Annotated in this window: 26 protein-coding genes; 14 read left to right on the top strand and 12 right to left on the bottom strand. The window is 72.8% G+C overall.

The features are described 5' to 3' along the window. Window positions 1-1,485, top strand: a complete 1,485-nt coding sequence (locus ACZ4TG_RS32730) for an LVIVD repeat-containing protein (protein WP_468170035.1) — start codon at window positions 1-3, stop codon at window positions 1,483-1,485. Here the strand turns inward: ACZ4TG_RS32730 and ACZ4TG_RS32725 are convergent. From ACZ4TG_RS32725 to ACZ4TG_RS32695, 7 genes are all read right to left on the bottom strand, one after another. After that, window positions 1,482-2,123, bottom strand: a complete 642-nt coding sequence (locus tag ACZ4TG_RS32725; protein WP_468170032.1) for a TetR/AcrR family transcriptional regulator — start codon at window positions 2,121-2,123, stop codon at window positions 1,482-1,484. The genes ACZ4TG_RS32730 and ACZ4TG_RS32725 overlap by 4 nt on opposite strands. Before the next feature lie 136 nt (window positions 2,124-2,259). After that, complete coding sequence (locus ACZ4TG_RS32720) at window positions 2,260-3,078, bottom strand: hypothetical protein (RefSeq protein ID WP_468170029.1); 819 nt, start codon at window positions 3,076-3,078, stop codon at window positions 2,260-2,262. A gap of 130 nt (window positions 3,079-3,208) precedes the next feature. Then, window positions 3,209-3,625, bottom strand: a complete 417-nt coding sequence (locus ACZ4TG_RS32715; RefSeq protein WP_468170026.1) for a hypothetical protein — start codon at window positions 3,623-3,625, stop codon at window positions 3,209-3,211. A 70-nt stretch (window positions 3,626-3,695) separates the two neighbouring features. Then, window positions 3,696-4,481, bottom strand: coding sequence for a phosphatase PAP2 family protein (locus tag ACZ4TG_RS32710; RefSeq protein WP_468170023.1), 786 nt, complete (start codon window positions 4,479-4,481; stop codon window positions 3,696-3,698). A gap of 64 nt (window positions 4,482-4,545) precedes the next feature. Then, window positions 4,546-5,754 (bottom strand): enoyl-[acyl-carrier-protein] reductase FabV, encoded by a 1,209-nt coding sequence (gene fabV, locus ACZ4TG_RS32705; protein ID WP_468170022.1) that lies wholly within the window; start codon window positions 5,752-5,754, stop codon window positions 4,546-4,548. A 210-nt stretch (window positions 5,755-5,964) separates the two neighbouring features. Next, a complete protein-coding gene (locus tag ACZ4TG_RS32700; RefSeq protein ID WP_468170019.1) occupies window positions 5,965-6,906 on the bottom strand; it encodes a M56 family metallopeptidase in 942 nt (313 codons plus the stop codon). Window positions 6,907-6,998: 92 nt separating this feature from the next. Next, on the bottom strand, window positions 6,999-7,613 hold the full coding sequence (locus tag ACZ4TG_RS32695) for a DUF5134 domain-containing protein (RefSeq protein WP_468170016.1): 615 nt from the start codon (window positions 7,611-7,613) through the stop codon (window positions 6,999-7,001). 147 nt (window positions 7,614-7,760) lie between these two features. On the opposite strand from ACZ4TG_RS32695, the gene ACZ4TG_RS32690 reads away from it, so the two are divergent. After that, entirely contained in the window at window positions 7,761-8,300 is a 540-nt protein-coding gene (locus ACZ4TG_RS32690) for a GNAT family N-acetyltransferase (protein WP_468170013.1), read from the top strand. Between the two features lie 85 nt (window positions 8,301-8,385). Here the strand turns inward: ACZ4TG_RS32690 and ACZ4TG_RS32685 are convergent, their stop codons facing one another. Continuing rightward, a complete protein-coding gene (locus tag ACZ4TG_RS32685) occupies window positions 8,386-9,078 on the bottom strand; it encodes a glycerophosphodiester phosphodiesterase (RefSeq protein WP_468170010.1) in 693 nt (230 codons plus the stop codon). A gap of 178 nt (window positions 9,079-9,256) precedes the next feature. Continuing rightward, complete coding sequence (locus tag ACZ4TG_RS32680) at window positions 9,257-9,907, bottom strand: helix-turn-helix transcriptional regulator (RefSeq protein ID WP_468170007.1); 651 nt, start codon at window positions 9,905-9,907, stop codon at window positions 9,257-9,259. Window positions 9,908-9,956: 49 nt separating this feature from the next. On the opposite strand from ACZ4TG_RS32680, the gene ACZ4TG_RS32675 reads away from it, so the two are divergent. From ACZ4TG_RS32675 to ACZ4TG_RS32655, 5 genes are all read left to right on the top strand, one after another. After that, window positions 9,957-11,078: an LLM class flavin-dependent oxidoreductase gene (locus tag ACZ4TG_RS32675; RefSeq protein ID WP_468170004.1), complete on the top strand. Its 1,122-nt coding sequence runs from the start codon at window positions 9,957-9,959 to the stop codon at window positions 11,076-11,078. A gap of 267 nt (window positions 11,079-11,345) precedes the next feature. Continuing rightward, window positions 11,346-12,752 carry a DUF6421 family protein gene (locus ACZ4TG_RS32670; RefSeq protein ID WP_468170001.1) on the top strand — a complete coding sequence of 469 codons (1,407 nt, stop codon included), beginning with the start codon at window positions 11,346-11,348 and terminating at the stop codon, window positions 12,750-12,752. Between the two features lie 26 nt (window positions 12,753-12,778). Further along, window positions 12,779-13,543 carry an SDR family NAD(P)-dependent oxidoreductase gene (locus ACZ4TG_RS32665; RefSeq protein ID WP_468169998.1) on the top strand — a complete coding sequence of 255 codons (765 nt, stop codon included), beginning with the start codon at window positions 12,779-12,781 and terminating at the stop codon, window positions 13,541-13,543. After that, the gene (locus tag ACZ4TG_RS32660; RefSeq protein ID WP_468169995.1) at window positions 13,522-14,616 is read left to right on the top strand and encodes a threonine aldolase family protein; all 1,095 of its coding nucleotides are present in this window, start codon (window positions 13,522-13,524) and stop codon (window positions 14,614-14,616) included. Before ACZ4TG_RS32665 ends, ACZ4TG_RS32660 begins: the two co-directional genes overlap by 22 nt. A gap of 60 nt (window positions 14,617-14,676) precedes the next feature. Continuing rightward, a complete protein-coding gene (locus ACZ4TG_RS32655) occupies window positions 14,677-15,279 on the top strand; it encodes a transglutaminase-like domain-containing protein (RefSeq protein WP_468169992.1) in 603 nt (200 codons plus the stop codon). Here ACZ4TG_RS32655 and ACZ4TG_RS32650 read toward each other — a convergent pair. Further along, window positions 15,215-16,468, bottom strand: a complete 1,254-nt coding sequence (locus tag ACZ4TG_RS32650) for an MFS transporter (protein WP_468169989.1) — start codon at window positions 16,466-16,468, stop codon at window positions 15,215-15,217. The two genes, ACZ4TG_RS32655 and ACZ4TG_RS32650, sit on opposite strands and share 65 nt — an antisense overlap. Window positions 16,469-16,549: 81 nt before the next feature. Between ACZ4TG_RS32650 and ACZ4TG_RS32645 the strand changes: the two genes are divergently transcribed. After that, the gene (locus ACZ4TG_RS32645; RefSeq protein WP_468169986.1) at window positions 16,550-17,101 is read left to right on the top strand and encodes a CGNR zinc finger domain-containing protein; all 552 of its coding nucleotides are present in this window, start codon (window positions 16,550-16,552) and stop codon (window positions 17,099-17,101) included. A gap of 232 nt (window positions 17,102-17,333) precedes the next feature. Here the strand turns inward: ACZ4TG_RS32645 and ACZ4TG_RS32640 are convergent, their stop codons facing one another. Beyond that, window positions 17,334-18,056, bottom strand: coding sequence for a lysophospholipid acyltransferase family protein (locus ACZ4TG_RS32640; RefSeq protein WP_468169983.1), 723 nt, complete (start codon window positions 18,054-18,056; stop codon window positions 17,334-17,336). Window positions 18,057-18,266: 210 nt separating this feature from the next. On the opposite strand from ACZ4TG_RS32640, the gene ACZ4TG_RS32635 reads away from it, so the two are divergent. The 5 genes from ACZ4TG_RS32635 (at window position 18,267) to ACZ4TG_RS32615 (ending at window position 22,929) form a co-directional block, all read left to right on the top strand. After that, on the top strand, window positions 18,267-18,605 hold the full coding sequence (locus ACZ4TG_RS32635) for a thioredoxin family protein (protein ID WP_468170351.1): 339 nt from the start codon (window positions 18,267-18,269) through the stop codon (window positions 18,603-18,605). Window positions 18,606-18,906: 301 nt separating this feature from the next. Next, entirely contained in the window at window positions 18,907-19,443 is a 537-nt protein-coding gene (locus tag ACZ4TG_RS32630) for a flavin reductase family protein (protein ID WP_468169980.1), read from the top strand. Between the two features lie 202 nt (window positions 19,444-19,645). Further along, on the top strand, window positions 19,646-20,431 hold the full coding sequence (locus tag ACZ4TG_RS32625) for an electron transfer flavoprotein subunit beta/FixA family protein (RefSeq protein WP_468169977.1): 786 nt from the start codon (window positions 19,646-19,648) through the stop codon (window positions 20,429-20,431). 66 nt (window positions 20,432-20,497) lie between these two features. Beyond that, entirely contained in the window at window positions 20,498-21,460 is a 963-nt protein-coding gene (locus ACZ4TG_RS32620) for an electron transfer flavoprotein subunit alpha/FixB family protein (RefSeq protein WP_468169974.1), read from the top strand. Window positions 21,461-21,630: 170 nt separating this feature from the next. After that, on the top strand, window positions 21,631-22,929 hold the full coding sequence (locus ACZ4TG_RS32615; RefSeq protein ID WP_468169971.1) for a DUF6986 family protein: 1,299 nt from the start codon (window positions 21,631-21,633) through the stop codon (window positions 22,927-22,929). A 134-nt stretch (window positions 22,930-23,063) separates the two neighbouring features. Here the strand turns inward: ACZ4TG_RS32615 and ACZ4TG_RS32610 are convergent, their stop codons facing one another. Further along, complete coding sequence (locus ACZ4TG_RS32610; RefSeq protein WP_468169968.1) at window positions 23,064-24,050, bottom strand: LacI family DNA-binding transcriptional regulator; 987 nt, start codon at window positions 24,048-24,050, stop codon at window positions 23,064-23,066. 210 nt (window positions 24,051-24,260) lie between these two features. Between ACZ4TG_RS32610 and ACZ4TG_RS32605 the strand changes: the two genes are divergently transcribed. After that, complete coding sequence (locus ACZ4TG_RS32605) at window positions 24,261-25,316, top strand: NUDIX hydrolase (protein WP_468169965.1); 1,056 nt, start codon at window positions 24,261-24,263, stop codon at window positions 25,314-25,316. The last annotated feature ends 293 nt before the right edge of the window (window positions 25,317-25,609 follow it).

The following is a 25,609-nucleotide window of genomic DNA, read 5'->3' as shown; positions in this document are numbered from 1 at the left end:
GTGACCTCACGCACCGTCAGAGCGCGGCACAGGAGCCTCGGTACGGCCCTCGCGGCCGCCGGACTCCTCGCCACGCTCCTGGCCACCGCCGGACCGGCGGCCGCCAGCCCCGACCCGGGAGACTTGGCACCCGGCGCCGGTGACCGGCAGAGCGCCGACCTCACCCGGGACCGGGAGCTCGCCCCAGGCGAGATCCCGGGCCAGGACGAGATCGTGCACAGCCGGAACATCAAACCCCTCGCGAACATCCCGAGCAGCTACCCGGCCGGCATCAACTCCGACCTGGCCTTCCAGGGCAAGTACGCCTACGCGGGCAGCTACGACGGCTTCACCATCTACGACATCGGCAACCCCAAGGCGCCCAAGACCGTCGCGACGGTCCTGTGCCCCGGCGGGCAGAACGACATCTCCGTCTCCGGAGACCTGCTGTTCCTCTCCACCGACTCCTCGCGCAGCGACGACTCCTGCAACAGCGTCTCGCAGCCCGCGACGGAGAAGTCCTCGTGGGAGGGCATCAAGATCTTCGACATCAAGGACAAGAAGAACCCCAAGTACATCAAGTCCGTCGAGACCGCCTGCGGTTCGCACACCCACACGCTGGTGCCGGGCAGCCGCGACCTCTACCTGTACGTCTCCTCGTACTCGCCGAACGAGGCCTTCCCGGACTGCATGCCGCCGCACGACGGCATCTCCGTGGTCAAGGTCCCGAAGAAGGCCCCGACGCAGGCCTCGGTCGTCGCCTTCCCGGTCCTCTTCCCGGACGGCGGCAACCCCGGCGGTCCGGCCAACCCGGGCGTGTCCAAGACCACCGGCTGCCACGACATCACCGTGCTCCCCTCGAAGGGCCTGGCCGCCGGCGCCTGCATGGGTGACGGCATCCTCTTCGACATCAGCAAGCCCGAGCAGCCGCGGGTCATCGACCGGGTGCAGGACAACGTGAACTTCGCGTTCTGGCACTCGGCCACCTTCAACGAGCGCGCGGACAAGGTGGTCTTCACCGACGAGCTCGGCGGCGGAGGCGGCGCCACCTGCAACGAGGCCACCGGCCCCAACCGGGGCGCCGACGGCATCTACGAGATCACCGGCCGCGGCGACCAGCGCAAGCTGGTCTTCAAGAGCTACTTCAAGATCCCGCGCGTCCAGGCCGACACCGAGAACTGCGTGGCCCACAACGGCTCGCTGATCCCGGTCGGCGGGGGCCGCGACGTCATGGTCCAGGCCTGGTACCAGGGCGGCATCTCGGTGTGGGACTTCACCGACTCCACCCGCCCCAAGGAGATCGCCTACTTCGAACGCGGCCCGCTGACCACCGACAAGCTCGGACTCGGCGGCTCCTGGTCCGCGTACTACTACAACGGGCACATCTACTCGAACGACATCGTCAAGGGCCTCGACGTACTGAGGCTCGACGACTGGCGCACCGAGAGCGCCAAGTGGGTGTGGATGGACCGGCTCAACGTCCAGACCCAGCCCGAGTACCACTAGACGGCCGGACGGTCCGACGAGGGAAACGTTCCGCCGGGCGGTCCGCCGTCCGGCGGGACACCCAGCTCCCAGTCCAGCCCGTACCGCTGGAAGAGCTCGGCCCGCAGCCGGGACGCCGGCATCGGGGCCCCCGGCAGCAGCACCGCCACCACCGCACCCATCAGCAGCGCCCGCAGCAGCGGGTAGTCCGTGTCCACGTCCGCCGCCCCGTACCGGGTGACGGTGTCCCGCAGCAGCTCGGCGAGCCGCTGCTGCTCCGCGCACTGTACGAACCCGTCCGCCTGGAGGATGCCCGCCATGTGCGTCCGCATCAGCCGTGGCCGGTCCCGCGCCAGCCCCAGGATCGCGTCGATGGCGCGGGCCAGCCGCTCGCGGCCGTCGTCCGTACGGGGCTCCCGCTCCAGGGCCGCTTCCAGGGTCAGGTGCATCAGCCGGTGCACGGCGGACTGCAGCAGCTGCCGCTTGCCGGGGAAGTAGTACGAGACCAGGCCGCGGGCCGCCCCCGCCCGGTCGGCGATGTCGCCGAGGGTGGTGGCCTCGTAGCCGCGCTCGGCGACGAGCTCGACCGTCGCCTGCAGCAGGCGCTCCCGGGAACGTCTGCGCAATTCTTCATTGACCGATGCGCTGCGCGGGGACATGCTTACTCCTGCGTTGACTGGCTCTGAGCCAATATACTCAGCGCACGGGATCGTCTGCTCTGGGCGACGCGGGGGATCGCCCAGGGCAGGCACATTTCGCCGGTGTTCCGGCGCGTTCGTCGGCAGGCCGGTCGGTTCAGTCGGCCAGGTGCCGTCCGCGCACGCCCGCCGGCGCCTCCTTGTGGCTGAACCGCCGCGTGAGCCAGCCGCCCACGACGATCAGGGCCACGCCCAGCCACCACAGGTGCCCGTCGAAGACGAGCACGGCGATGCCCACCGGAACCAGCAGCCCCGCCAGCGGGAGCAGCAGCGCGGACAGCGGCGGCGGCGGGTGGTCCTCGCGGGCCCGGGAGCGCACGAGGTCCGGGTACCACTGGGTGAAGCGCAGGGCCGCGACGATGGCCAGGATCTGGATGATCCAGCCCGTCCAGATGTTGTCGGGGTTGTGCAGCACCAGGTCGCCGTAGGCTCCGGCGATGGCCGCGACCAGGAACGCGAGGCCCCAGACCCCCGTGATCACGTAATTCGTCCGGATGAACGCCGGGGTCTTCCACAGGGCCGGATCCACCTGCTCGCGGGCGTACTGGAGGGTGAACGGCATCCGCACGGCCATGGAGCCGAACGCGATGACGACCAGGGCGATGTTGGAGACCTCGCCGGCGTACGTTTCCAGCCACCGGAGGGTTCCCGGACTCGCGAAGATCCCCACCACCGCCATGATCGCGAAGAACACCAGGTCGGATACTTCCAGGATCTTCCACGACGAGCCGCGGTGGGCCAGCCGCCCACCCACCACGAGCGCGAGGGAGATCGCGAGGGCCACCCCGACCGCCCACTCGAAGCGGCCCGGTCCCACCAGCAGCGAGAACGCGATCCAGGGGGAGATTCCGACGAAGGGACTCTCCAGGAAACCGGAGATCTTTCCGGCGACGGAGGAATCGGTTGTTCTCTCCATGGGCCCCGGCCTTCCTGCCGCCCGCACCCCTGCCTTTCGTTCCAACGTACGCCGCCCCGGGGCATTCGACGCGCGGGACGGGTCCGGGGCGGGCGCAAGGACAGGGGTGGGGGCAGGGTCAGGGGCGGGGTCAGCGGTGGTGGCCGGGCAGGACGAGGTGCGTGCCCGTGCCGTCGCCCTCCACGTGCACGACATGGCTGCCCACGCGGACCGTTCGGGTGCCGCCCGCGCACCACGAGCCGGCCGGCCCCTCACTGCCGCCCAGCGGGGTCCAGACCTCCAGGAAGGTGCTGCCGTCGGAATTCGTGCCGGTCTCGACCATGCCGTCGCCCTCGCGGCGCAGGGTTCCGACGTCGTGCCCGGGAGCGCCGGTCTCGTGGTGGAAGGTGACCTGCGAGCCGTCGTAGGAGGTGGTGCCGGCGAAGCCACGGCTGTCGGCGAAGAAGCGGCCGGTCTGGAGCCAGACGACGTGCCCGGTCTCGTGCAGCGGGCCGCCGTCGCGGCTGATTCCGGCGCGCAGCCAGGCGCCTCTGGTGGGTGCGTCCATGATCACAGCCTGCCAGAGGCGGGATTGGGCAGGCCGGTCGGCACGGTTCCGGCCGTCACCGTCCCGGCCGTCACCTCGGGCCGGCGGCCGAGGAGCGGTGCGGGCGCCGGGACGCGGGATCCGGCCGCGCCGCGCCGTCCGGCCGGTGCGGCGGCCGGGCCGCGCCGGGCCACCGGGAGGTCGCGAGCACGACCAGGGCCACGCCCAGCAGCCAGCCCGCGAGGACGTCCGAGAACCAGTGCACGCCGAGGTGGAGCCGGGTCAGGCCGACCCCGAGCACCGAGACGGCGGCCACCGCCCAGGCGGCCCCGAGCAGGGCGTTCGGGCCGCCGGTCGCCCTGGTCCGGGTCGGCGAAGTCCGGTCCGGCGGGCCCTTCGGGCAGGGGGCGCCACCTCGACGACCCTCCCCGGGGAGCAGCCAGAGCAGCAGCCCGCACACCACCGTGGCCGTCATCGCGTGCCCGGACGGATAGGCCGCGTACTGCGCCGAGTCCACCGGATCCGGCCACTGCGGGCGCTCCCGGCCCACCAGCGCCTTGAGCCCCTGCTGTACCGCCGAGGCCGTCAGAGTCGTGGCCGCCACCCGCAGCGCGCGGGCCCGGTCGCCCCGCCACCACAGCACGAGGCAGGCCGCGGCGGCGAGGCCGCGCATGGTCCAGGGATCCCAGACCCAGTCGGAAAGCACCCGCGTCAGGTGAGTGACCCCGGGGTGGGAGACGGCGTGCGCGTGCAGGTGCCGGGCGAGCAGGCCGTCGTACGAAATCAGCGGCTGCCACCCGGCCACCACCAGCGCCGTCAGCGCGGCGGCGAGCAGCGCGCAGCCGATCCCGGCGATCCGTACGAGGCTGATCCGCATGCCGGCGATCCTCGCACCGTCCGCGGCACTCCGGCGACCCGGGCCATGGGCGCGTCGTCCTCGGTCAGACGGTGGGAGCGGGCCAGGGGACGTCGGTTTCGACGGGGGCGGTGTAGTCGATACCGGGGACGGAGAAGCCGTAGAGGCGGCGGACCTCGTCGCTGAACCAGTCGAGATCGGCGAGTTCGCCGATGGTGGCGCTGGTGGCGGTGCTCCAGCGTCCGGCGACGGCGTGCTGCACGGCGGGGTCGAGTTCCCAGGTGTCGAGGCGGACCCGGCCCTCGTCGTCGAGGTCGAGGGGGCGGGCGCCGGTCAGCTGGTCCCACAGCTCCACCAGTTGACCGATCGGCGCCACCATGGCGTCGCCGAGGACGCCGCGCAGCAGCCCGACGTACAGGGCGATGCCGGGGATGGCGGTGGAGGACTGCGTCACGGCAGCGGCGTTGACCGAGGTCACGGCCCGGCCGCCCACGGTCTTGCCGAGGCGCTCGTTCAACGCGCGTGCGGTGGCTTCCAGATGGGACTTCGCGGCGCCGATGGTGCCCTGCCGGTAGATCGCCGCGGTGAGCGGCGAGCCGATGTAGGACAGGGCGGCGGTGGCGAAGCCGTCGGCGAGCAAGGACCGGTCGGCGAGGAAGGTGATCCACCGTTCCCAGTCGGCGCCGCCCATCACCTCCACGGTCTGCTCGATGTCGTCGCCCTCGGCCGGGGCGGTGGTCACCTCCTTCACCTCCGGCGCGCCGGACTCGTCGAAGACGAGGGTCTTGGTGGTGTGGGGCGAGCCGATCGGCTTGAGGACCGAGGTATACACGTCGCCGGTGTCCGGGTCGGTGCGGCGGGGCGCGGCCACCGAGTAGATCAGGAAGTCGAGCCGTCCCCCGAACCGCTCGGCCAGGAGGTCGGCAACCTGCTCCTTCACCGTGTCGCTGAACGCATCGCCGTTGAGGAAGACCATGTCCCGCCCGTGCTCCCGGGCGAGCCGGGCGGTGGCGGCGGTGCGATACCAGCCGGCCGTGCCGGTGCGCCGCGCGGGCGCCTTCTCGAAGCACACACCGATACCACGGATGCCGACACGGGCCAGGCCCGCGATCGTGGCGGCCAGGCCGTACCCGGCGGACGAGCCGATGACCAGAGCCACCGGCCCTTCGCCCCCGGCCGTGACCGGGGCGGGGACGGCCTGCCACATCTCGTCCACCAGCTGTCGGCAGCCGCCGGGATGGGAGTCGAGGAAGAGGAAGCCCCGGCTCTTGGGTGCGATGACGCGTTCGCTCATGGTGTGGTCCCCCAGGTGTGGTCAGGCGTGGTCAGGTGTGGTCACGGACAAGGACGCGGCGGCCGCCGGGCCCGACCCGTCCCGTCCCGTCCCGCAAGTCTGCGGCCGTCCGGAGGAGCACGGTGATCTTGACCGGCACAACGATGGCCGGCCGGGCTTGGAGGGTTCCCACTGGTTCGGCGGGGGCAGTCGGCGGCATCCGCCCCGAGCTCACTGGGTCAGAGCGCTGAGCCCCGGTACGAAGGCCACCACCAGCGGCACCGCCGGCACCAGCGTCGCCAGCGCCGTCAGCCGCAGCCGGCGCGCCGGCGACAGGCGGGGCTCGGCGGACAGCAGCCGACGCACCCGCTGCGGGACATGGGCCTGCGGGGTCGGGCAGGGGCCGAAGACGCCGCGGTCCTCGTTGAGCCCGACCAGGGCCAGCGCGATGGTGAGCCGCCCGAACCGCCGCGAGGCCACGTCGTCGGCGGCCAGCTCCACCAGCCGGTGCATCTCGGCCTCGAACGCCGCGAACACCGGGATCTGCGGGAAGCCCTGGGACAGCGCCCGCGAGCAGTGCAGCAACCAGTCGTGCCGCGCCGCCACATGACCCTGCTCGTGCGCCAGGACGGCGTCCAGCTGACTGCCCTTGAGCCGGCCCAGCGCCGCCGTGGTGAGCACCAGCTGCGGGGCCGCCCCGGGCTGCCACCAGGCCTCGGGCCGGGGGCCCTCCAGTACGACGAGCCGTGCGGCGGCCGGGTCCTCGCCCGGCAGCAGCGGTGCCCGTTCCCGGAGTTCGGCCCCCCGGGCGCGGCGCCCGGCCCGCGCCCGCAGCACCTCCCGGGTCAGCATCGCGCCGGTCCACAGCCCGCCGCCCGCCAGTGCCAGCGCGGTGGCCACGGCCCAGGGGCCGCCCGCCGCGCCCAGCGCGTAGGCGTCGGCCACCCCGTGCGGGGCGGAGGCGAAGAGCCGTCCCCGGACCGCCTGCCAGGCGGCGGCCGCGCTCAGCAGCATCGACAGGGCCAGGCACAGGAGCACCGCACCCACCACGCACTGCCACACCCACAGCGCGACGACCGGTTCACGGTCGGGCCACTCGGCCCGGGCCAGCAGACGGGGAGCGAGCACAGCGGTCAGTGCGCCGAGCAGCAGAAGTGCGGCGGGGACCATCATGGCCGCCAGCCTATGAGCGCGGGCCTACCTCCGGGTACGGGCTCGCGCCATTGGTGACGCAGGACACGTTTCGCCCCGGCCGCCCCACCCGGTCACATGCTCAGCAGCATCGCCAACATCCCCATCCCCATGGCCAGTCGGCAGGCCCGGATCAGTTCCCCCCGCCCGCCGGCCGGGCCCCCGCTCAGGCCCCGGTCCGGGTCCCGGGCCAGGGTCCGGTCCGGGCCGCCCGCCATCGAGGCGACCGGCCGTGCGCCCCCGCCGGCCGCCACCAGCCGGGCCCCGCCGAGCAGGACGTACCCCGCGAAGTAGACGAGCAGCGCCCCGGTCACCAGCGGCAGCCCCCGGGCGGCCGCCGGGCCCTGGCCGTGGCCGTGCCCGGCGGCCGCCGCCAGGGCGGGCCACGCCATGTACGCCATCGCCAGCGAGCCCACCAGGTGGTGGGCGTGGTGCGCGCCCCCGCGCAGCAGCCACAGCGCGTGCACCGCCGCCGCGCAGAACACGGCCAGCAGGATCCGCGGCCCCCAGGGCCCGGTCCCCGGCGGCGCGGCCATCACGGCCATTCCGAACCCCATCACGGCCTCGCCCACCGCGGCGCCGCGCTTGTCCCGGCCGGCTCTGCGCGCCCGCAGCAGACAGTACGTACCGCTCATCGCGCACAGCAGCACGAGCAGCCAGGCGGAGACGGCGGAGGCGGCAGAGGGCATCGCGGAACCGTGCACGGCGGAACCTCCCGGTTCGTCGGCTTCACCGGAAGAGATGCCCGGGTCCGCGGGCCCGCACGCCGTCCCGGGTTAGGCTCTCTGTGCCGTGCCGGGCATGACATATGCCAAGAGGAAGAAACGGAGCCGTCGATGTCGACCGCCAACCCCACCGCCCTGAGCTTCCGCAGCGCCGTCGAGGCAGATGTGCCGGAGCTGGTGGTGCTCGTCGAGTCGGCCTACCGCGGGGACGCCAGCCGTGCCGGCTGGACCACCGAGGCGGACTACCTCGACGGGCAGCGCACCGACGTGGAAGGCGTCCGCCAGATCATCGGCAGCCCGGACAGCGTGCTGCTCGTCGTCGAGCGCGCGGGCGAGCTCGTCGCCTGCTGCCAGCTCGAACACCGCGGGGACCACGCCTACTTCGGGATGTTCGCCGTCCGCCCCGGCCTCCAGGGCGCGGGGCTCGGCAAGGAGATCCTGGCCGAGGCCGAGCGGCGCGCCCGCGAGCAGTGGGGCGTCGAGGAGATGCGGATGACGGTGGTCAACGTGCGGGAGGAGCTCATCGCCTACTACGAGCGCCGCGGCTACCGGCGCACGGGCGAGCTGAGCCCCTTCCCGTACGGCGACGAGCGCTTCGGCGTCCCGCTCCGCGAGGACCTGGCCTTCGAGCTGCTGGTCAAGCCCCTCTAGCCGCGGCGGCGGCCGCAGCCGCCCCGCGGCAGCCACACCGCCGAAGCCGCCTCGCGGCAGCCGAAGCTGCCGCGCCGCCTCCGCCTCAGGCGGTGAAGCGGCCCGTGCTGCGGATCTCGGGGAAGTCGGTCGCCGCGCCGTCCAGTTCGAGGGCGCGGGCCAGCCGCAGCTGCTCCAGGGAGTTGACCGTCCAGCCGGTCACCCGCAGCCCGGCCGCGTGGGCCGCCTCCACCGCTTCCAGGCAGAGGTGCCGGATGTTCAGGGCCACCGTTTCGGCGCCGATGGCCAGCGCGCGGTCCACCAGTGGCCGCCTGCCCGCCTCGGGCCGGTCCGCGTGGAGGCTGGTCCGTACGGCCGGTGCCCGGCGGGCCACTTCGGCGAGCACCTCGTCGGTGAAGGAGGCCACCTCCACCCGCCCGGTCAGATCGCGGCGCAGCAGCAGCTCCACGAGCACGGAGGCGGCCGCCGGGTCCTGCACCGACACCTGGAGGGGGATCCGCACGGCCTCCAGCACCTCGTCGAGGACCGGCACGCGCTCGCCCTGGCCGGCGTCCAGCTCGCGCAGTTCGGCCAGGGTCAGGTCGGCGACGGCCCCCGCGCCGTCGGTGGTGCGGTCCACCTCGGCGTCGTGCAGGACGACGAGGGCGCCGTCCTTGCTCAGGCGCACGTCCAGTGCGATGACGTCCATGCCGGATCGTTCCGCTCGGGCGAACGACCGCAGTGTGTTCTCCGGTTCGACACCCATGACCCCGCGGTGACCGATGGTGAGGAAAGTCAAGGTTCTCTCGCTTCCGTCGACGGCGGCTCCGCGCGGTCGCGGTGTCCCGACCGGCCGCGCGCGGTGAGGACGCATGCTAGTGCGCCGGGGCTGCGATGAGACCGGCCGTGCAGCGGCCCGCGAGACCCGCCCGGCCGCTTCCCGCCAGGGCTGTGCGCCCCGCGGCCGGGTTGCCGCGTCACCCGGGCGTGGGCGCGTCCCCGCCGGCTTGACGGTCCTCGGCCGCGGCTTCCCGCGCCGGGTGCGTCTCCACCTCGGCCAGGTCGGCCAACAGGGCTTCGGAAAGCTCCAGTTCGGCCAGGTGCTGCCGCTCGCTCCAGCGCAGCGCGAGGGCGGGGAAGGCCCACTCCGGGACGTCCCCCGCATGCTGCATGGCCTCCCGTACGGCGGCCAGCTCGCCCCGGGTCCGTTCCAGGTGGTCCGTCACCATCGCGCGCAGCCGCTCCGGCTCGGCCAGGTGCCCGAGCCAGATCCGCAGCAGCAGTCCGTGCTTGAGGACGGGGGGTCCGGCCTCCCCGGTGTCCGAGGCCCAGCCGGCCAGTGCCGCGCGCCCGGCGTCGGTGATGGCGTAGCGGCGCTTGGCCCGGGCCTCCTCCGGCCCTGAGCGCGCGGAGGCCGCGTACCCGAGCTCCTCCAGGCGGCGCAGTTCCGCGTAGATCTGGCTGATGGCGGGCGACCAGTAGAAGAAGCGCAGGGAGGAGTCCGCCCACTTCTTCAGCTCGTACCCGGTGCGCTCGCCCGGGAAGGAGAGCAGGCCGAGGACCGCCCACGCGGTCGGCGGAAGGGCCTGCGGGAAGTCTTGCTTCTTCGCCTTCTGACTACTAGTCATATTACGAATAGAAGTAAGACCGGGCACCGGACGCAACTCTGGAGGCATCGTGAAATTCTCCGTGATCTTCGAAGCTCAGCTGGCCGACCCGACCGCGGAACGGGAGCACCAGGTCATCCGCGACTGCGTCGAGCAGGCCGTCCTCGCCGAACGCATGGGATTCGACCGGATCTGGGCCGTCGAGCACCACTCGCTGAAGTGGTACGCGCACATGTCCGCCCCGGAGATCTTCCTGACCTGGGTCGCGGCCCGGACCGACACCATACGCATCGGGCACGGCGTCGTGTGCATGCCCTTCAACTTCAACCACCCGGTCCGGGTCGCCGAACGGGCCGCGATGCTCGACCTGCTCTCCGGCGGCCGGCTCGATCTCGGAGCCGGACGCGGCGGCACCGTGCAGGAGACCTCGCTGTGCGGAGTGGACAGGGACCGCACCGCGGCCGAGGTGGAGGAGGCGCTGCGGATCATCGGGAAGGCCTGGCAGGAGGAGGAGCTGGAGTACCACGGCGAGCTGCTCGACATCGGCCCGCACCCGATACTGCCCCGCCCGGTCCAGAGTCCGCACCCGCCGCTGTTCCTGGCGTGCAGCCGGGAGGAGACCCTGGTGCAGGCCGCCGAGCTGGGGATCGGCGCGCTGGTGATGGGCTTCGCGGGGCCGGAGTCGATCGCCCGGATGCGGTCCGTGTACGACGCGGCGATCGCCGGGCGGGACGGGGGGCGCTTCGTGTCCACCGTGGTCAACGACCACTTCTCGGTGCTCTGCCCGACCATCGTGCTCGACGACCCCGAGGAGGCCCGCCGGATCGGGATCCGGGGGCAGCGGTTCTTCGCCCAGTCGATCGGCCACTGGTACGGCGGCGCGGGCATCCCGGACGAGGCCGTGGTGGCGGGCGCCGACGAGGCCGCGGAGCTGCGCCGGGCCGCCGAGCAGGTGGTCGCCCGGCTGCACGAGCTGGAGATCCCGGTCCGGCCCACGTCGACGGCCACCTTCCACGCCGACCACGCCTACGGAGGCGCGGACGAGGCCATCGCCTACGTGGAACGGCTCGCGGCGGCCGGAGCGGACGAGGTGATGTGCCTGATCCAGATGGGCACCGTGCCGCAGGAGGCCTGTCTGGAGACGCTGCGGCAGTGGGGCGAGAAGGTCATCCCGCACTTCCGGCACGCCTGAGGGGGCGGCAGAGGGCCCCGCGCACCGTCCGGCATCCCGCCCGGGGCCCCGCTCCGCCCCGTGGTTCGAGGCGGCCCGTCAAGGCCCCGCAAGGGCCCCCAGGCCCTGGAGGGTCTGAGCGGAGCGGTGGGCTCCGTCATGAATAACGGGAAGACTTCCGGCGAGGCGGGGGGTGACGCAGGATAATTTACCGAGTTCCCTCTTGAGCGGGAGAGCCTCGCACGCATACGCTGCCCTGACGTGAGGTTCTCCTGTGGAGGAAGTGACATGACGGAAACTCTTGTGCCGGGCGCCGGCGGTGCCGTGATAACCGCTGAGGCGCGGGTGGTCGACCACCCGGCGTGGCCCGAGCTCAAGGCCGCCGTGGAGGAGATCCGCCCCTGGCAGGCCGCCGACGGCTCCATCGACTTCGAGGCGGAGGGCGCGCACGCCCGTGCCACCGTCCTCGCCGCGGTGGACCGCGTGATCGCCGCCGTCGAGACGCTGTCCCCGCTGCTCCCGCACGCCACCGAGTACCACAAGGCGCTCGTCGCCGACCTGCGCAAGTGGGCCGCCGACGACTTCCGCGTACCGGACTTCCTCGACTCCCTGCTGGCCTTCCAGCCCGCCGCCGAGCGCGCCGACGGGCTCCAGCACCTCGTCGTCTTCCCGATGTACACCCAGAACGGCAACCCGGACCGCAACCTCGAAGCCGTCGTGCTGAAGATGGTGTGGCCCGAGTGGCTCGCCGAGCTGGAGCGCACCCGGTACGACAACCCGCTCTTCCTCGGCATCACCCTCGAGGACTTCACCCCGGGCTACGACACCCACTCCGCGGTGCTCTTCCCGGAGACCATCGCCGTGCGCGAGGCACCCGAGCGCTTCACCTGGGGCGGCATCTTCTGCGACCGCGAGGCCGCGCGCTACCGCAAGGTCACCGAGGCGGCCGTCGACATCCTCGGCATCGAGCTGCCCGAGGACATCGCCGCGATGGTCGAGGACCAGCACCGCTGCGAGAAGGCCTTCGTCCTGTGGGACATGGTCCACGACCGCACCCACAGCCACGGCGACCTGCCGTTCGACCCCTTCATGATCAAGCAGCGCCAGCCGTTCTGGATGTACGGCCTGGAGGAGCTGCGCTGCGACCTCACCGCCTTCAAGGAGGCCGTGAAGCTGGAGTCCGAGGGCAACGAGCACGGCCGTGACGTGCAGTACGCCGTCCTCTTCGACCGGATGTTCCGCTTCCCGGTCTCCGGTGACCGCAACCGCAACTACGACGGTCTCGGCGGCCAGCTGCTCTTCGCGTACCTCCACAAGCACGACGTCGTGCGCTGGACGGACAACAAGCTGAAGATCGACTGGATGCGCGCCCCGCAGGTCACCAACCAGCTCTGCGCCGAGATCGAGGACCTCTACCGGGCCGGCATCGACCGCCCGAAGCTGGTCCACTGGTTCAAGGCCTACGAGCTCGTCTCCACCTACCTCGCCCCCCACCCGGGCTCCAAGTGGGCCAAGGGCCCCGACGCCCTCGACCTGACGCAGCCGCCGCGCAAGCTCGTCGACGACGTGCTTGCGGACGAGTTTCCGCTGAGCATGTTCTATGAGGCCCTCGCCAAGAAGCTCAAGGCAGTGATCGCCTCCACGAAGGGCATCACCGCCCTGAACGCCGAGACGGCCGAGCGGGCCGCCGCGTGAGCTCTCGCCCACAGGAGGCTGCACAGATGAACGGCTCCGGGAACACCGGCAACGGAAAGCTGCACGGCGCGGTGGTGGCGGTGGCCGGGGCCGGCGGCCCCGCCGGCCGTGCCACCCTGCTCCGCCTCGCCGAGGCGGGCGCGGTGGTCATCGCGTCCGACGCCGACCCGGCGCGGCTCGCCGAAGCCGTGGACGCGGCGCGCTACGCCCACGGCGGCGCCAGCGTCACCGGCGACACCGTGGACCTGCTCGACCTGGAGGCCACCAAGGCCTGGGCCGAGCGGACCGAGAAGGAGTTCGGCCGCGTGGACGGGCTCGTCCACCTCGTCGGCGGCTGGCGCGGCAGCAAGACTTTCACCGACACCGACCTGGCGGACTGGGACTTCCTGGAGAAGCTCCTGATCCGCACCGTCCAGCACACCTCGCTCGCCTTCCACGACGGCCTGCTCCGCAGCGACCGCGGCCGCTACGTCCTGGTCAGCCAGTCCGGCGCGCACAAGCCGGTCGCCAACAACGCCGCGTACAACGCGGGCAAGGCGGCCGCCGAAGCGTGGACGCTCGCCATGGCGGACTCCTTCCGCAAGGCGGGGGGCGAGGAGGGCCCGAGCGCCGCGGCTGCGATCCTGGTCATCAAGGCACTGGTGCACGACGCGATGCGCGCCGAGCGTCCCACTGCGAAGTTCGCGGGCTTCACCGACGTCAAGGAGCTGGCCGAGGCCATCGCCGGCGTCTGGGAGCGGTCCGCACCCGATGTGAACGGACAGCGTCTGTGGCTCACTCCGCAACCGTGAGAACCGCGAGCGGGAAGACCGATGCGTACCGCCACCACGACCCGGCGGTGCGCGGATTCGCCAGCGACAACTACGCGGGGGTGCATCCGGAGATCCTGGAGGCCGTCGCGCTGGCCAACGGCGGCCACCAGGTCTCCTACGGCGACGACGAGTACACCGAACACCTGCAGAAGATCTTCCGCAGCCACTTCGGCCCGTACGCCCAGGCGTACCCGGTCTTCAACGGCACCGGCGCGAACGTCACGGCCCTCCAGGCCCTGACCGACCGCTGGGGCGCGGTGATCTGCGCCGAGACGGCCCACATCAACGTCGACGAGGGCGGCGCCCCCGAGCGGATGGCGGGCCTCAAGCTGCTCACCGTTCCCACGCCGGACGGCAAGCTCACCCCCGAGCTCATCGACCGGCAGGCCTGGGGCTGGGAGGACGAGCACCGCGCGATGCCGCAGGTCGTCTCGATCACCCAGAACACCGAGCTCGGCACGGTCTACACGGTCGACGAGGTCCGGGCCATCTGCGACCACGCGCACAGCAAGGGCATGAAGGTGCACCTCGACGGTGCCCGGATAGCCAACGCCGCCGCCTCGCTCGACGTGCCGATGCGCGCCTTCACCAACACGGCCGGCGTGGACGTGCTGTCGTACGGCGGCACCAAGAACGGCATGATGTTCGGCGAGGCCGTGGTCGTGCTGAACCCGGACGCCGTGCGGCAGATGAAGCACATCCGCAAGATGTCGATGCAGCTGGCGTCCAAGATGCGCTTCGTGTCGGTGCAGCTGGAAGCCCTGCTGGCCAAGGACCTGTGGCTGCGCAACGCCCGGCACGCCAACGCGATGGCGCAGCGGCTGGCGGCGGGCGTGCGGGAGACCGACGGGGTGGAGATCCTCTACCCGGTGCAGGCGAACGCGGTGTTCGCACGGCTGCCGCACGAGGTCTCGCGCCGTCTGCAGGAGCGGTTCCGCTTCTACTTCTGGGACGAGATCGCCGGCGACGTCCGCTGGATGTGCAGCTTCGACACCCAGGAGGAGGACGTCGACGCCTTCCTTCAGGCGCTGAAGGAGGAGCTGGCCCGCTGAGCCGGCTCCCCGCATAACTCGATAGGCATGCATAGTAATGCATAGGTATGCTCCTGGATCATGGAAATGATCCAGGAGCAACCTGACCTTGCCGCCTATCTGGCCGCCGACGACGTCATCGATCACGGCCACCCCCTGGTCCGCGAGACCGCCGACGCGCTCCGGACCGCCACCGACGGCGACGCGTACGCGTACGCCGAGGCCGCCTTCACGTTCGTCCGCGACACCATCCCGCACTCCGCCGACTCCGGGGACCCGCGGGTGTCCTGGCGCGCCTCCGACGTGCTGAGCACGCGCAACGGCATCTGCTACGCCAAGTCCCACGCCCTCGCCGCCCTGCTGCGCGCCCGGTCCATCCCCGCCGCACTGTGCTACCAGCGCCTCACCGACGACGACGGCTCCAACCCGACCGTCCACGGCCTCGTCGCCCTCCGGCTCCCCGGAGCCGCGCACTGGGCCCGCGTGGACCCGCGCGGCAACAAGCCCGGCGTGGACGCCCGGTTCGACCTGGACCGGGAGCGACTGGCCTTCCCGGTCCGCCCGGAGCTCGGCGAGGTCGACTACCCCGAGCTGTACGCCGCCCCGCACCCCGCCGCGCTCAAGGCCCTCCAGGACTCCGCCGACCGGCCGGAGCTGTGGCGGAAGCTGCCGACGGCCCTGTAGCGGGCGCCGGCGCCCCCGGCCCACCCGCCACCACCAGCACGTGCAGCAGCGCCGCGGCCAGCTGGAGCCCGGCGATCCCGAGCACCAGCGTCCACGCCGGCGCGGCGGCCGCGAACCCCACGAGGGCGGCGCCCGCCGACGCGGCCGTCAGCTTGAGCCCCGCCCCCAGGGTGAACACCTGGGTCCGCACCGCGTCCGGGGCGTACGCCGAGCGGATCCGCAGGGTCGCCGTCAGCAGCGGCCCGTCACACACCCCCGCCACCGCGAACGCCACCGCCGTCAGGGGCACGGACGGGGTGAACGCGGCCGCCGTCAGCGCCACCCCCGTCCCCGCCATCGCCCAGCGGGCCAGCCGGCCCGGCGCCACCGACGTGATCCGGCCCAGCGTCAGGGAGCCGCCCAGCGCCCCCAGTGCGAAGGCCGTCATCAGCACCCCGCCCGCGCCAGGACTGCCGAGGCCGGCGGCCAGCAGCACCGAGGTGGTGGTCAGCGAGCCGATGCCGACGAAGGCCAGGGTCGTCGCCGAGGTGACGGCGCGCAGCTCCCGGACCCGCCACAGGGCGGCCAGGCCCCCGCCCAGCCCGGCCCGCGGCCCGCCGCGCAGGGGATCCGGCTCCCCGCCCCTCGCGGGCCGCGCCTCGTACGGGAGGCTCGCGGCCAACGCCGCCGCCAGGGCGCCGGCCGCCGCCAGCACCGCCATCGCGGGGGCCGCCGAGCCCAGCGCCGCGACCAGGCTGACCGCCGCCGGGGCGGTGACCGCGGCCGCGTTGTAGGTCGACGCGTCCCAGCCGTACGCCCGGTCCCGCCCCGGGCCGGCCGGCACCAGCCCCGCGACCAGACTCGACAGCCCGCCCGTCACCATCGGCCCGCAGGTGCCGCCCAGCACCGCCACCGCGAGCACCACCGGCGCCGGTGCCCGGCCCAGCAGCAGCGCCAGCGCCGCCACGGCCGCCGTGAACCCGGCCAGCGCGCCCGCGTGGAAGAGCCGCGGCCGGCGCGCCCGGGCGGCGGCGGCCCCGGCGAGCGGAGCGGCGAGCACGTGCGGCGCCAGCCAGGCCGTCAGGACGAACGCTCCGTGCGCCGCGCTCCCCGTGCGCTCCAGGGCCAGCAGGACCACCGCCATGCCCATGCCCTCGGAGGCGAACCGCGCGGCGAGCGCAGCAGCCAGGTACCGCCCGAACCCGCGCATCCGCGAACCCCCTCCGGGTGTGTAACGTGATAGCGAAGCAAGACGTTACGTCATTCGGGTGTAGGGCGAAAGGACAGGGCGATGGCCGAATCGGGTACGGGCTTCTCGGCGGCCCGGCGGCTGATCGACGTCGCGGAGGCCGTCCGGGCCGATCCGGAGCTGCCGCGCGCGGCGCTGGCGGCGCTGCTCGCCCGGCACGGGGAGCATCCCCGCGACCTCGCGGAGGAGGCCTTCGGCGAGCCCGACGCGGCCGAACTGCGCGCCGCCGCCCGGCGGATGGCGCGGGTGCTGGCCGAGACCGACGAGGACCAGGCGGCCGCGGCCATCGACGCGCTGTTCGCGCAGTACGCCACCCGGCCCCGGCTGACCCGCCACGACGGCCACTCCTGGCACCTGCACGTGGACGAGGCGGACGGGGCGGGCTGGGGCGGCTGGTTCCTCGCCTCCGGAGCCCTGGCGCTGGCGCAGCTGCTCACCGAGTACGGGCGCCTCGCCTGGGGCGCCTGCCCCGCCAAGGGCTGCGGCCGGCTCTTCCTCGGCACCGGCCCGGGCAGCGCCCGCCGCTACTGCTCCACCGCCTGCGCCACGCGCTCCCGGGTCGCCGCGCACCGGCGCCGCAAACAGGCGCGCTAGCGGGGCGCTGCGTAGGCAGGATGCCGCGCGAGGTCCACCTGCCCGAGGTGATCAACGGCAGGCCCAACAGCAACGGCAACTGGGAACTGGGAACTGGGAACGGCAACTGGGAACTGGGGACTGATCATGATGGACGCGGCCGTCGGCATCTCCGTCCACCCCGACCGGCCACCCCGGACCGCCCGGTGCGGCCCCGCCTCCCCGGCGGGCCGCACCCGCGCGGGCGCAAGGCTCAGCCGGCTTCCTTGACCTGCGCCGGCGTCGGCGCGGTACCGCCCAGGTGGGCCGGCAGCCACCAGGAGTCCTCGGGACCCTTCGGCTTGGCCGGGTAGGCCCGCTGCGCCGCCTCCAGCAGCTCCTGCACCCGCTCGCGCAGCCGGCGCGTGATCGCCCCGGCGTACTGGTCCTTCGGCGCCTCCATCGGCTCGCCGACGCGCATCGTCACCGGGATGTGGCTGCGCTTGAGGTCCTTGGGGCGGCCCTTGGTCCACAGCCGCTGGGTGCCCCACAGCGCCACCGGGATCAGCGGGACCCCGGCCTCCTGCGCCATCCGGGCCGCACCCGACTTGAACGTCTTGAGGGTGAAGGACTGGGAGATCGTCGCCTCGGGGAAGACCCCGATGATCTCGCCCGCGCGCAGCGAGTCGAGCGCGTGCTGGTAGGCGGCCTCACCCTGCGCGCGGTCCACGGGGATGTGCTTCATCGCGCGCATCAGCGGACCGGACACCTTGTGCCGGAACACCGACTCCTTGGCCATGAAGCGCACCAGCCGCTTCTGCGGGCGCGCCGTCAGGCCGGCGAAGATGAAGTCGAGGTAGCCGATGTGGTTGGACACCAGGACCGCCCCGCCCGTGCGCGGGATGTTCTCGGTGCCCTTGAGGTCGATACGGATGTCCAGCGCGCGGAACAGTGTGTGCGCGGCGCCGATCACGGGAGGGTAGACGAGCTCAGCCATGACGGAGAGACCCCGCTTTCTGCCTGGGGAGGTGCTCCCGGCTGGAAGTTACGGAAGCGTAGGTACGCGACCATGGGGATCGTGCCCCAAACGAGGGCTGCTGGCCAGCCCAGACGCCCGTGCCCGGGGAGATTCTCGTCACGCCGGGAATGCGGCGCATCCGCGGGGCGCTCGGATCAGCGTACGAACGTACGGAGAGCAGGGGTGTCGATGGGTGCCGAGGTGCGCGGGCGCGGGGACGCGGCGGGGCTGAGCGCCGCCGAGCTGGGCGCGGAGCCGGGGGAGCGGGCGAGCCTGGTCCAGTTCTCCAGTGCCTTCTGCCAGCCCTGCCGGGCCACCCGGCGGATCCTCGCCGAGGTCGCGGCCATGGTGGACGGGGTGGCGCACATCGAGATCGACGCCGAGCGCAACCTCGGCCTCGTGCGCGCCCTGGGCATCGAGAAGACCCCGACCGTGCTGGTGCTGGACGGGGCCGGGCGGATCGTCCGGCGGGCGGCCGGGATGCCGCGCAAGGCGGACGTGATCGCCGCCCTGGGGGCCGCCGTATGACCGCCCGTACGAGCGGACGCGCGATCACCCGTACGGCCGGGCGCCCGGCGGGACCCGGGGGGAGCGCGCCGGTACGCGCGCCCGCACGCACAGTGACGCGCCTGACATCTCGCCGATCCCGCTTGACTGTGTACACGGGAGATCGCCAGGCTGGCGACATGCGGTATGAACTCCTGCTTTACGGACAGGTCCGAGCGGACCTCGTCCGCAACGCGAGCGCGCACTGCTGGGATCGCTGAATGCCCCCGTCCCCCGATCCCCGACCGTGCCCGCGACTCCCGCGGCGGAAGGAAGGCCACCCATGACGGCCCCGACGGCTGCGTCCGCCCGGTTCACCCCCGGTCTGCCCGGCTCACCCGACCTGCTGCGCTCCGTCTTCCGGCAGCACGCGGCCGGGGTCGCCGTGATCACCGCCGCCGACGAGTCGGGCCGCCCGGCCGGCTTCACCGCGACCTCGCTCAACTCGGTCTCCGCCGAGCCGCCGCTGCTGTCCTTCACCATCGGCACCGGCTCCTCCAGCTGGCCGGCCGTACGGGACTCCGGGCACCTGGGCGTCCACATACTCGGCGAGCACCAGCGGGATCTGGCGGGGCTGTTCGCGCGCAGCGGAGCCGACCGCTTCGGACCGGGCACGGACTGGGCCGAGGGCCCGCACGGCGTGCCGCTGCTCTCCGGGGTGCTGGCGTGGCTGGTGTGCCGGGTGGTGGCACGGGTGCCCGCCGGCGCGCACCGGGTGATCATTGCCGAGGCGGTGGCCGGGGACCCGCTCGCGGGCCGGGACGGGGAAGGCCGGCCGCTGCTGTACCACCAGGGGCGCTTCAACGCGTTGAGGGACTGAATCGTCCCTGTTGGGGCGGCTCCGGGCGGCGTTGGACAGATCACAGTTCACCGGCCTTGCCACCGGGGAACACCCGATGTGTACTGACGAGTAACATTCCTGTCGGGGCGCGGGCCGCCCCGATCGGGATCCGCCCGACAAGGCGCCTATGCTGCCTGCACAAGGCGGTATCAGAAAAAGACGATGCGGTAGGAGAGCCGGCGTGAGCCTGAGGATCGTTGTCTGTGTGAAGTACGTACCCGACGCCACCGGCGACCGGCACTTCGCCGATGACCTGACCGTGGACCGCGAGGACGTCGACGGTCTGCTGTCGGAGCTCGACGAGTACGCCGTCGAGCAGGCGCTGCAGATCGCCGACGAAGCGGACGACGCGGAGATCACCGTCCTGACCGTGGGTCCCGAGGACGCCAAGGACGCGCTGCGCAAGGCGCTCTCGATGGGCGCCGACAAGGCCATCCACGTCGAGGACGACGACCTGCACGGCAGCGACGTCATGGGCACCTCGCTGGTGCTCGCCAAGGCGATCGAGAAGGCCGGCTACGACCTGGTCATCACCGGCATGGCGTCGACCGACGGCACCATGGGTGTCCTCCCGGCGATCCTGGCCGAGCGCCTGGGCGTTCCGCAGGTCACCCTGCTCTCCGAGGTCAAGGTCGAGGACGGCACCGTGACGGGCCGCCGCGACGGCGACTCCGCCAGCGAGCAGCTGGAGGCCTCCCTCCCCGCGCTCGTCTCGGTCACGGACCAGTCGGGCGAGGCCCGCTACCCGTCCTTCAAGGGCATCATGGCCGCCAAGAAGAAGCCGGTCGAGGCCTGGGACCTGTCCGACCTGGACCTGGAGGCCGAAGAGGTCGGCCTCGAGGGTGCCTGGACCGCGGTCGACTCCGCGGCGCAGCGCCCGGCCCGCACCGCCGGCACGATCGTCAAGGACGAGGGCGAGGGCGGCAAGCAGCTGGCCGAGTTCCTGGCCGGCCAGAAGTTCATCTAAGAGCTCCGGCCACCCTCGGCAGCCCACAGCCCCCCTGACTTACTTCGCATTCGCAGGAGCATCCCCATGGCTGAAGTTCTCGTCTACGTCGACCACGTGGACGGCGCCGTCCGCAAGCCCACCCTTGAACTGCTGACCCTCGCGCGCCGCATCGGCGAGCCCGTCGCCGTCGCCCTGGGCGCCGGCGCCGAGGCCACCGCCGCCGTGCTCGCCGAGCACGGCGCCGTCAAGGTCCTCACCGCCGACGCCCCCGAGTTCACCGAGTACCTCGTCGTACCGAAGGTGGACGCCCTCCAGGCCGCGTACGAGGCGGTCTCCCCGGCCGCCGTGCTCGTCCCGTCCTCCGCCGAGGGCAAGGAGATCGCCGCCCGCCTGGCGGTCCGCATCGGTTCCGGCATCATCACCGACGCCATCGACCTGGAGGCCGGCGACGAGGGCCCGGTCGCGACGCAGGCCGCCTTCGCCGCGTCGTTCACCACCAAGTCCCGCGTCTCCAAGGGCACCCCGGTCATCACCGTGAAGCCGAACTCGGCCCCGGTCGAGGCCGCCCCGGCCGCCGGCGCCGTCGAGGCGCTCGCCGTCACCTTCGGCGCCCTGGCCACCGGCACCAAGGTCACCTCCCGCACCCCGCGCGAGTCGACCGGCCGCCCCGAGCTGACCGAGGCCGCGATCGTGGTCTCCGGCGGCCGCGGCGTCAACGGTGCCGAGAACTTCCACATCATCGAGGACCTCGCGGACTCCCTCGGTGCGGCGGTCGGCGCCTCCCGTGCCGCCGTCGACGCCGGCTGGTACCCGCACTCCAACCAGGTCGGCCAGACCGGCAAGTCGGTCTCCCCGCAGCTGTACATCGCCTCCGGCATCTCGGGCGCGATCCAGCACCGGGCCGGCATGCAGACCTCGAAGACCATCGTGGCCATCAACAAGGACGCCGAGGCCCCGATCTTCGACCTGGTCGACTACGGCGTGGTCGGCGACCTCTTCGAGGTCGTCCCGCAGCTCACCGGCGAGATCAAGGCGCGCAAGGGCTAGTCCCTGACCTGCGTATCTCTGCGCCCCGGGGCCGTGTGGTGTTTGTCACCACGCGGCCCCGAGTCGTTTGCCCACCACGGCCGAGGGACCATTGACTGAGCGGAACCCCGTGACTAAATTCTGCTATGCGGATCTAAGCTTCCGTGAAGCGGAAAAGAGGAGAGTGCACGATGGGTCAGCAGGAGAAGGTGGCGACGAGCCTCGCAGGCGCGGTCAGCGAGGGCATCAGCGCCTCCCTCGCGCCGGTGGACGCGGAACTCGCGCGGCACTACCCGGGCGACCCCGGCACCCGCCAGCCCATCCACACCGTCTACGTACCCGGTGACGTCTTCGCCGCGGACACCATCCGGTCCTGGGGCGACCAGGCCCTCGCGGCCCTCGACGAGCACGCCCCGGACGCCGCCACCTTCGCCAAGGTACTCGGCATCTCCGACGAACTGGCCGTACCCGTCTACGACCGCGTACGCGCCAAGCTCCGGCGCGAACCGATCGAGGACCTGCGCGTCGACTTCGAGGACGGCTTCGGCGTCCGCTCCGACGAGGAGGAGGACCAGGCCGCGGCCCGTGCCGCCCGCCTCGTCTCGGAGGCCTTCGCCAACGGCACCAACGCCCCGTACATGGGCATCCGCATGAAGTGCATGGAGTCCAACGTCCGCGACCGCGGCATCCGCACCACGGACATCTTCCTGTCCGGCCTGCTGGAGCACGGCGGCCTCCCCGAGGGCCTCGTCCTGACCCTCCCCAAGGTCACCTACGCCGAGCAGGTCAGCGCCTTCGTCAAGCTGCTGGAGGCCTTCGAGACCACCCGCGGCCTGCGCCCGGGCCGGATCGGCTTCGAGATCCAGATCGAGACCAGCCAGTCCATCGTCGCCTCCGACGGCACCGCCACGGTGGCCCGGATGATCGAGGCCTCCAAGGGACGCGCCACCGGCCTGCACTACGGCACCTTCGACTACAGCGCCTGCGTCGGGGTCTCCGCCGCGTACCAGTCGAGCGACCACCCCGCCGCCGACCACGCCAAGGCGATCATGCAGGTCGCGGCCGCCGGCACCGGCGTACGCGTCTCCGACGGCTCGACCAACGTCCTGCCGATCGGCACCACCGAGCACGTCCACGAGGCCTGGAAGCTGCACTACGGCCTCACCCGCCGCGCCCTGGCCCGCGCGTACTACCAGGGCTGGGACATGCACCCCGCGCACCTCCCGACCCGCTACGCGGCGGTGTTCACCTTCTACCGCGAGGGCCTCGAAACCGCGGCGGCCCGCCTGAAGGCGTACGTCGCGAAGATCGAGGGCGACGTGATGGACGAGCCCGCCACCGCCAAGGCCCTGGCCGGCTACCTGGTCCGCGGCCTGGACTGCGGCGCGGTCGGCGCCGAGGAGGTCACCGCCCTGACCGGTCTGACCCGCGCGGAGCTGGACGCCTTCGCGATCCCGCGCCGCTCGGCGACGCTGACGGCGACCGGCTGATCCCCAGCAGCTCACCCTGCTCCACGCGTGAGGCCCGGCCGGGGCGTCCCCGGCCGGGCCTCACGCGTCCGGCGGCCGCCGGGACCCGGGGTGCCCGGGACCGGGCGACGACGCCCCGGCCGGTCTGCCGACCCTCAGGCCGCGGGCGGGACCTCGCCCGAGCCGCGGGGGATCAGCCGGGTCGGGAGCTCGATGCGGGCCGGGGGAAGGCCGGCGCCCGACAGGCGCTGGAACAGGCGGTCCGTGGCCACCCGGCCCAGGGCCGCCGCGTCCTGGGCGACCACCGTCACGCCGGGGCGCAGCAGGTCGGCCAGCTCGAAGTCGTCGAAGCCGACCAGGGCCACCGGGGCGCCGCCCGCGGCCAGGATCCGCACCAGCGTGACCGTCACACGGTTGTTGCCCGCGAAGAGGGCGGTGACGGGCTCCGCGTCCGCGAGCATCCGGTGCGCCGCGGCGCGGACTCGGTCCGGAGCCGTGGAACCGAGGGAGACCCAGGACTCGGACACCGGGAGGCCCGCGGCCGCCATGGCCGCGCGGTAGCCCCGCAGTCGCTCCGTCGCGGTGTGGATGTGCGGGTGGTCGCCGATGAAGCCGATCCGGCGGTGCCCGCCCGCGATCAGGTGCGCCACCCCGTCCCGGGAGCCGCCGAAGCTGTCCGACAGGACCACGTCCGCGTCGATCCGGCCGGCCGGGCGGTCCACGAACACCGTGGCCACGCCGGCCCGGATCTCCGGCTCCAGGTAGCGGTGGTCGTCACCGGCCGGGATCACGATCAGCCCGTCCACCCGGCGGGCGCACAGCGCCAGCGCCAACTCCCGCTCCCGCTCCGGGTCCTCGGCGCTGGAACCGTTGATGAGCAGGGCCCCGTGGGCCCGCGCCACCTCCTCGACCGCGCGGTTCAGCGGCCCGTAGAAGGGGTCCGCGAGATCCTCGAGAACCAGTCCCACGGTGGCGGTACGGCCCTTGCGGAGCACGCGCGCACTGTCGTTGCGGCGGAAACCGAGCGCGTCGATGGCCTCCTGGACCCGCCTCTCGGTGTCCGGGGTGACCCCCGGCTCGCCGTTGACCACCCGCGAGACCGTCTTCAGGCCCACCCCGGCCTGGGCCGCCACGTCTTTCATGGTCGGCCGGTTGCCGTAACGCGGCTCTGACGGACGGCGGGAGTGCGGCACGGGACCTCCGGCGGAAGTGGAAAGGGCAGATCGGGCACGGGCTCGGACAGGGCTCTGACCTTGAGGATAAGCACTCGGCGCAGGAGCGGGTTTCCGTGGCAGGGTGGTGCGGGCAAGCCACTGGGGGCTTCGAGGCGAGCCATCGGGAGAGGGGTAGACGTGATTGTCTGGATCAACGGCACATTCGGGGCCGGGAAGACCAGCACGGCCCGCGAACTTGCCGGACTCCTGCCGGATAGTGCTTTGTTCGACCCGGAGTTCATCGGTGACGCGTTGCGCGTGCTGCTGCCGCGCAAACGGCTCGCGGAGGTCTCCGACTACCAGGACCTGCCGAGCTGGCGGCGGCTCGTCGTGGACACGGCGGCGGCCATGCTGGCCGAACTGGGCGGGGTGCTGGTCGTACCGATGACGCTGTTGCGCCAGGAGTACCGGGACGAGATCTTCGGCGGGCTCGCCGCGCGGCGGATTCCGGTGAGGCACGTGCTGCTCGCCCCTGAGGAAACGATCCTGCGGGAGCGGATAGCGACCCGGGAGGAACCGGGGGCGCCGGAGGTGGTGGACGTACGGGTCAGGCAGTGGGCGTACGACCACATCCCGGCGTACCGGCAGGCGCTGGGCTGGCTGACGGCCGACGCGCACGTCATCGACAACGGGCGGCTGACGCCCCGGGAGACGGCCGAGCGCATCGCGGAGGCCGTACGGACGGACGCGGCGGAGATCTGCGACATCGTGCAGACCCCGGAACCGACGCGGGAGACGCTGGCGTCGGGGGTGCTGCTCTTCGACGACCGGGACCGGGTGCTGCTCGTCGACCCGACGTACAAGGCGGGTTGGGAGTTCCCGGGGGGCGTCGTCGAGGCGGGCGAGGCGCCGGCGTGCGCGGGGGTGCGGGAGGTCGCGGAGGAACTGGGCCTGGACCTGGAGCCGGGGCGGCTGGCGGGGCTGCTGGTGATGGACTGGGAGCGGCCGGTCCCCCCGGCGTACGGGGGCCTGCGGCTGCTGTTCGACGGGGGCCGGCTGACGGAGGCGGAGACCGCGGCGCTGCGGCTGCCGGGGCCGGAGCTGAGGGCGTGGCGGTTCGTGACGGAGGAGGAGGCGGCGGCGTTGCTGCCGCCGCAACGGTACGAGCGGCTGCGGTGGGCGCTGCGGGGGCGGGAGTGGGGCAGGCCGGTGTACCTGGAGGGGGGTTGCCCGTTGCCCTGGCCGGGCGTTTGACGGGGTTCGGGGTGTCCCCGGTACCCCGGGTTGGTGTGCAGCTCGGCCGTTGCCCTGGCCGGGCCGGTGACGGGGTTCGGGCTGCCCCGCGCCGGGCCGGGCCTGTTTGGCAGCTCGGCTGCCGTTGCCCTGGCCGGGCATCGGTTGGGGTTCGGGGTGCCCCTGCGGGGCCGGGGCTGATCTGCTGTTCGGCAGTGTGGTCGCCTCAAGCGCCGGCGGGGCTGGGGTGGTGGGTCGGTGCCGGGTCCGGGGTGGGGTGTCGTCCGGGGCGGGCATGATTTATGGCGCCCGTT

This window comes from Streptomyces sp. NPDC028314, from assembly GCF_055565795.1.
Note: the sequence above shows the minus strand (reverse complement) of the source record. Positions and strands in the feature narration are given on the sequence as shown.

Coding starts and splice junctions, on each gene's coding strand:
- ACZ4TG_RS32725 (WP_468170032.1), bottom strand. CDS start 2,123: ATGTCCCCGCGCAGCGCATCGGTCAATGAAGAATTGCGCAGACGTTCC.
- ACZ4TG_RS32720 (WP_468170029.1), bottom strand. CDS start 3,078: ATGGAGAGAACAACCGATTCCTCCGTCGCCGGAAAGATCTCCGGTTTC.
- ACZ4TG_RS32715 (WP_468170026.1), bottom strand. CDS start 3,625: ATGGACGCACCCACCAGAGGCGCCTGGCTGCGCGCCGGAATCAGCCGC.
- ACZ4TG_RS32710 (WP_468170023.1), bottom strand. CDS start 4,481: ATGCGGATCAGCCTCGTACGGATCGCCGGGATCGGCTGCGCGCTGCTC.
- fabV (WP_468170022.1), bottom strand. CDS start 5,754: ATGAGCGAACGCGTCATCGCACCCAAGAGCCGGGGCTTCCTCTTCCTC.
- ACZ4TG_RS32700 (WP_468170019.1), bottom strand. CDS start 6,906: ATGATGGTCCCCGCCGCACTTCTGCTGCTCGGCGCACTGACCGCTGTG.
- ACZ4TG_RS32695 (WP_468170016.1), bottom strand. CDS start 7,613: ATGCCCTCTGCCGCCTCCGCCGTCTCCGCCTGGCTGCTCGTGCTGCTG.
- ACZ4TG_RS32690 (WP_468170013.1), top strand. CDS start 7,761: ATGTCGACCGCCAACCCCACCGCCCTGAGCTTCCGCAGCGCCGTCGAG.
- ACZ4TG_RS32680 (WP_468170007.1), bottom strand. CDS start 9,907: ATGACTAGTAGTCAGAAGGCGAAGAAGCAAGACTTCCCGCAGGCCCTT.
- ACZ4TG_RS32670 (WP_468170001.1), top strand. CDS start 11,346: ATGACGGAAACTCTTGTGCCGGGCGCCGGCGGTGCCGTGATAACCGCT.
- ACZ4TG_RS32665 (WP_468169998.1), top strand. CDS start 12,779: ATGAACGGCTCCGGGAACACCGGCAACGGAAAGCTGCACGGCGCGGTG.
- ACZ4TG_RS32655 (WP_468169992.1), top strand. CDS start 14,677: ATGGAAATGATCCAGGAGCAACCTGACCTTGCCGCCTATCTGGCCGCC.
- ACZ4TG_RS32650 (WP_468169989.1), bottom strand. CDS start 16,468: ATGCGCGGGTTCGGGCGGTACCTGGCTGCTGCGCTCGCCGCGCGGTTC.
- ACZ4TG_RS32645 (WP_468169986.1), top strand. CDS start 16,550: ATGGCCGAATCGGGTACGGGCTTCTCGGCGGCCCGGCGGCTGATCGAC.
- ACZ4TG_RS32640 (WP_468169983.1), bottom strand. CDS start 18,056: ATGGCTGAGCTCGTCTACCCTCCCGTGATCGGCGCCGCGCACACACTG.
- ACZ4TG_RS32635 (WP_468170351.1), top strand. CDS start 18,267: ATGGGTGCCGAGGTGCGCGGGCGCGGGGACGCGGCGGGGCTGAGCGCC.
- ACZ4TG_RS32630 (WP_468169980.1), top strand. CDS start 18,907: ATGACGGCCCCGACGGCTGCGTCCGCCCGGTTCACCCCCGGTCTGCCC.
- ACZ4TG_RS32620 (WP_468169974.1), top strand. CDS start 20,498: ATGGCTGAAGTTCTCGTCTACGTCGACCACGTGGACGGCGCCGTCCGC.
- ACZ4TG_RS32615 (WP_468169971.1), top strand. CDS start 21,631: ATGGGTCAGCAGGAGAAGGTGGCGACGAGCCTCGCAGGCGCGGTCAGC.
- ACZ4TG_RS32610 (WP_468169968.1), bottom strand. CDS start 24,050: ATGAAAGACGTGGCGGCCCAGGCCGGGGTGGGCCTGAAGACGGTCTCG.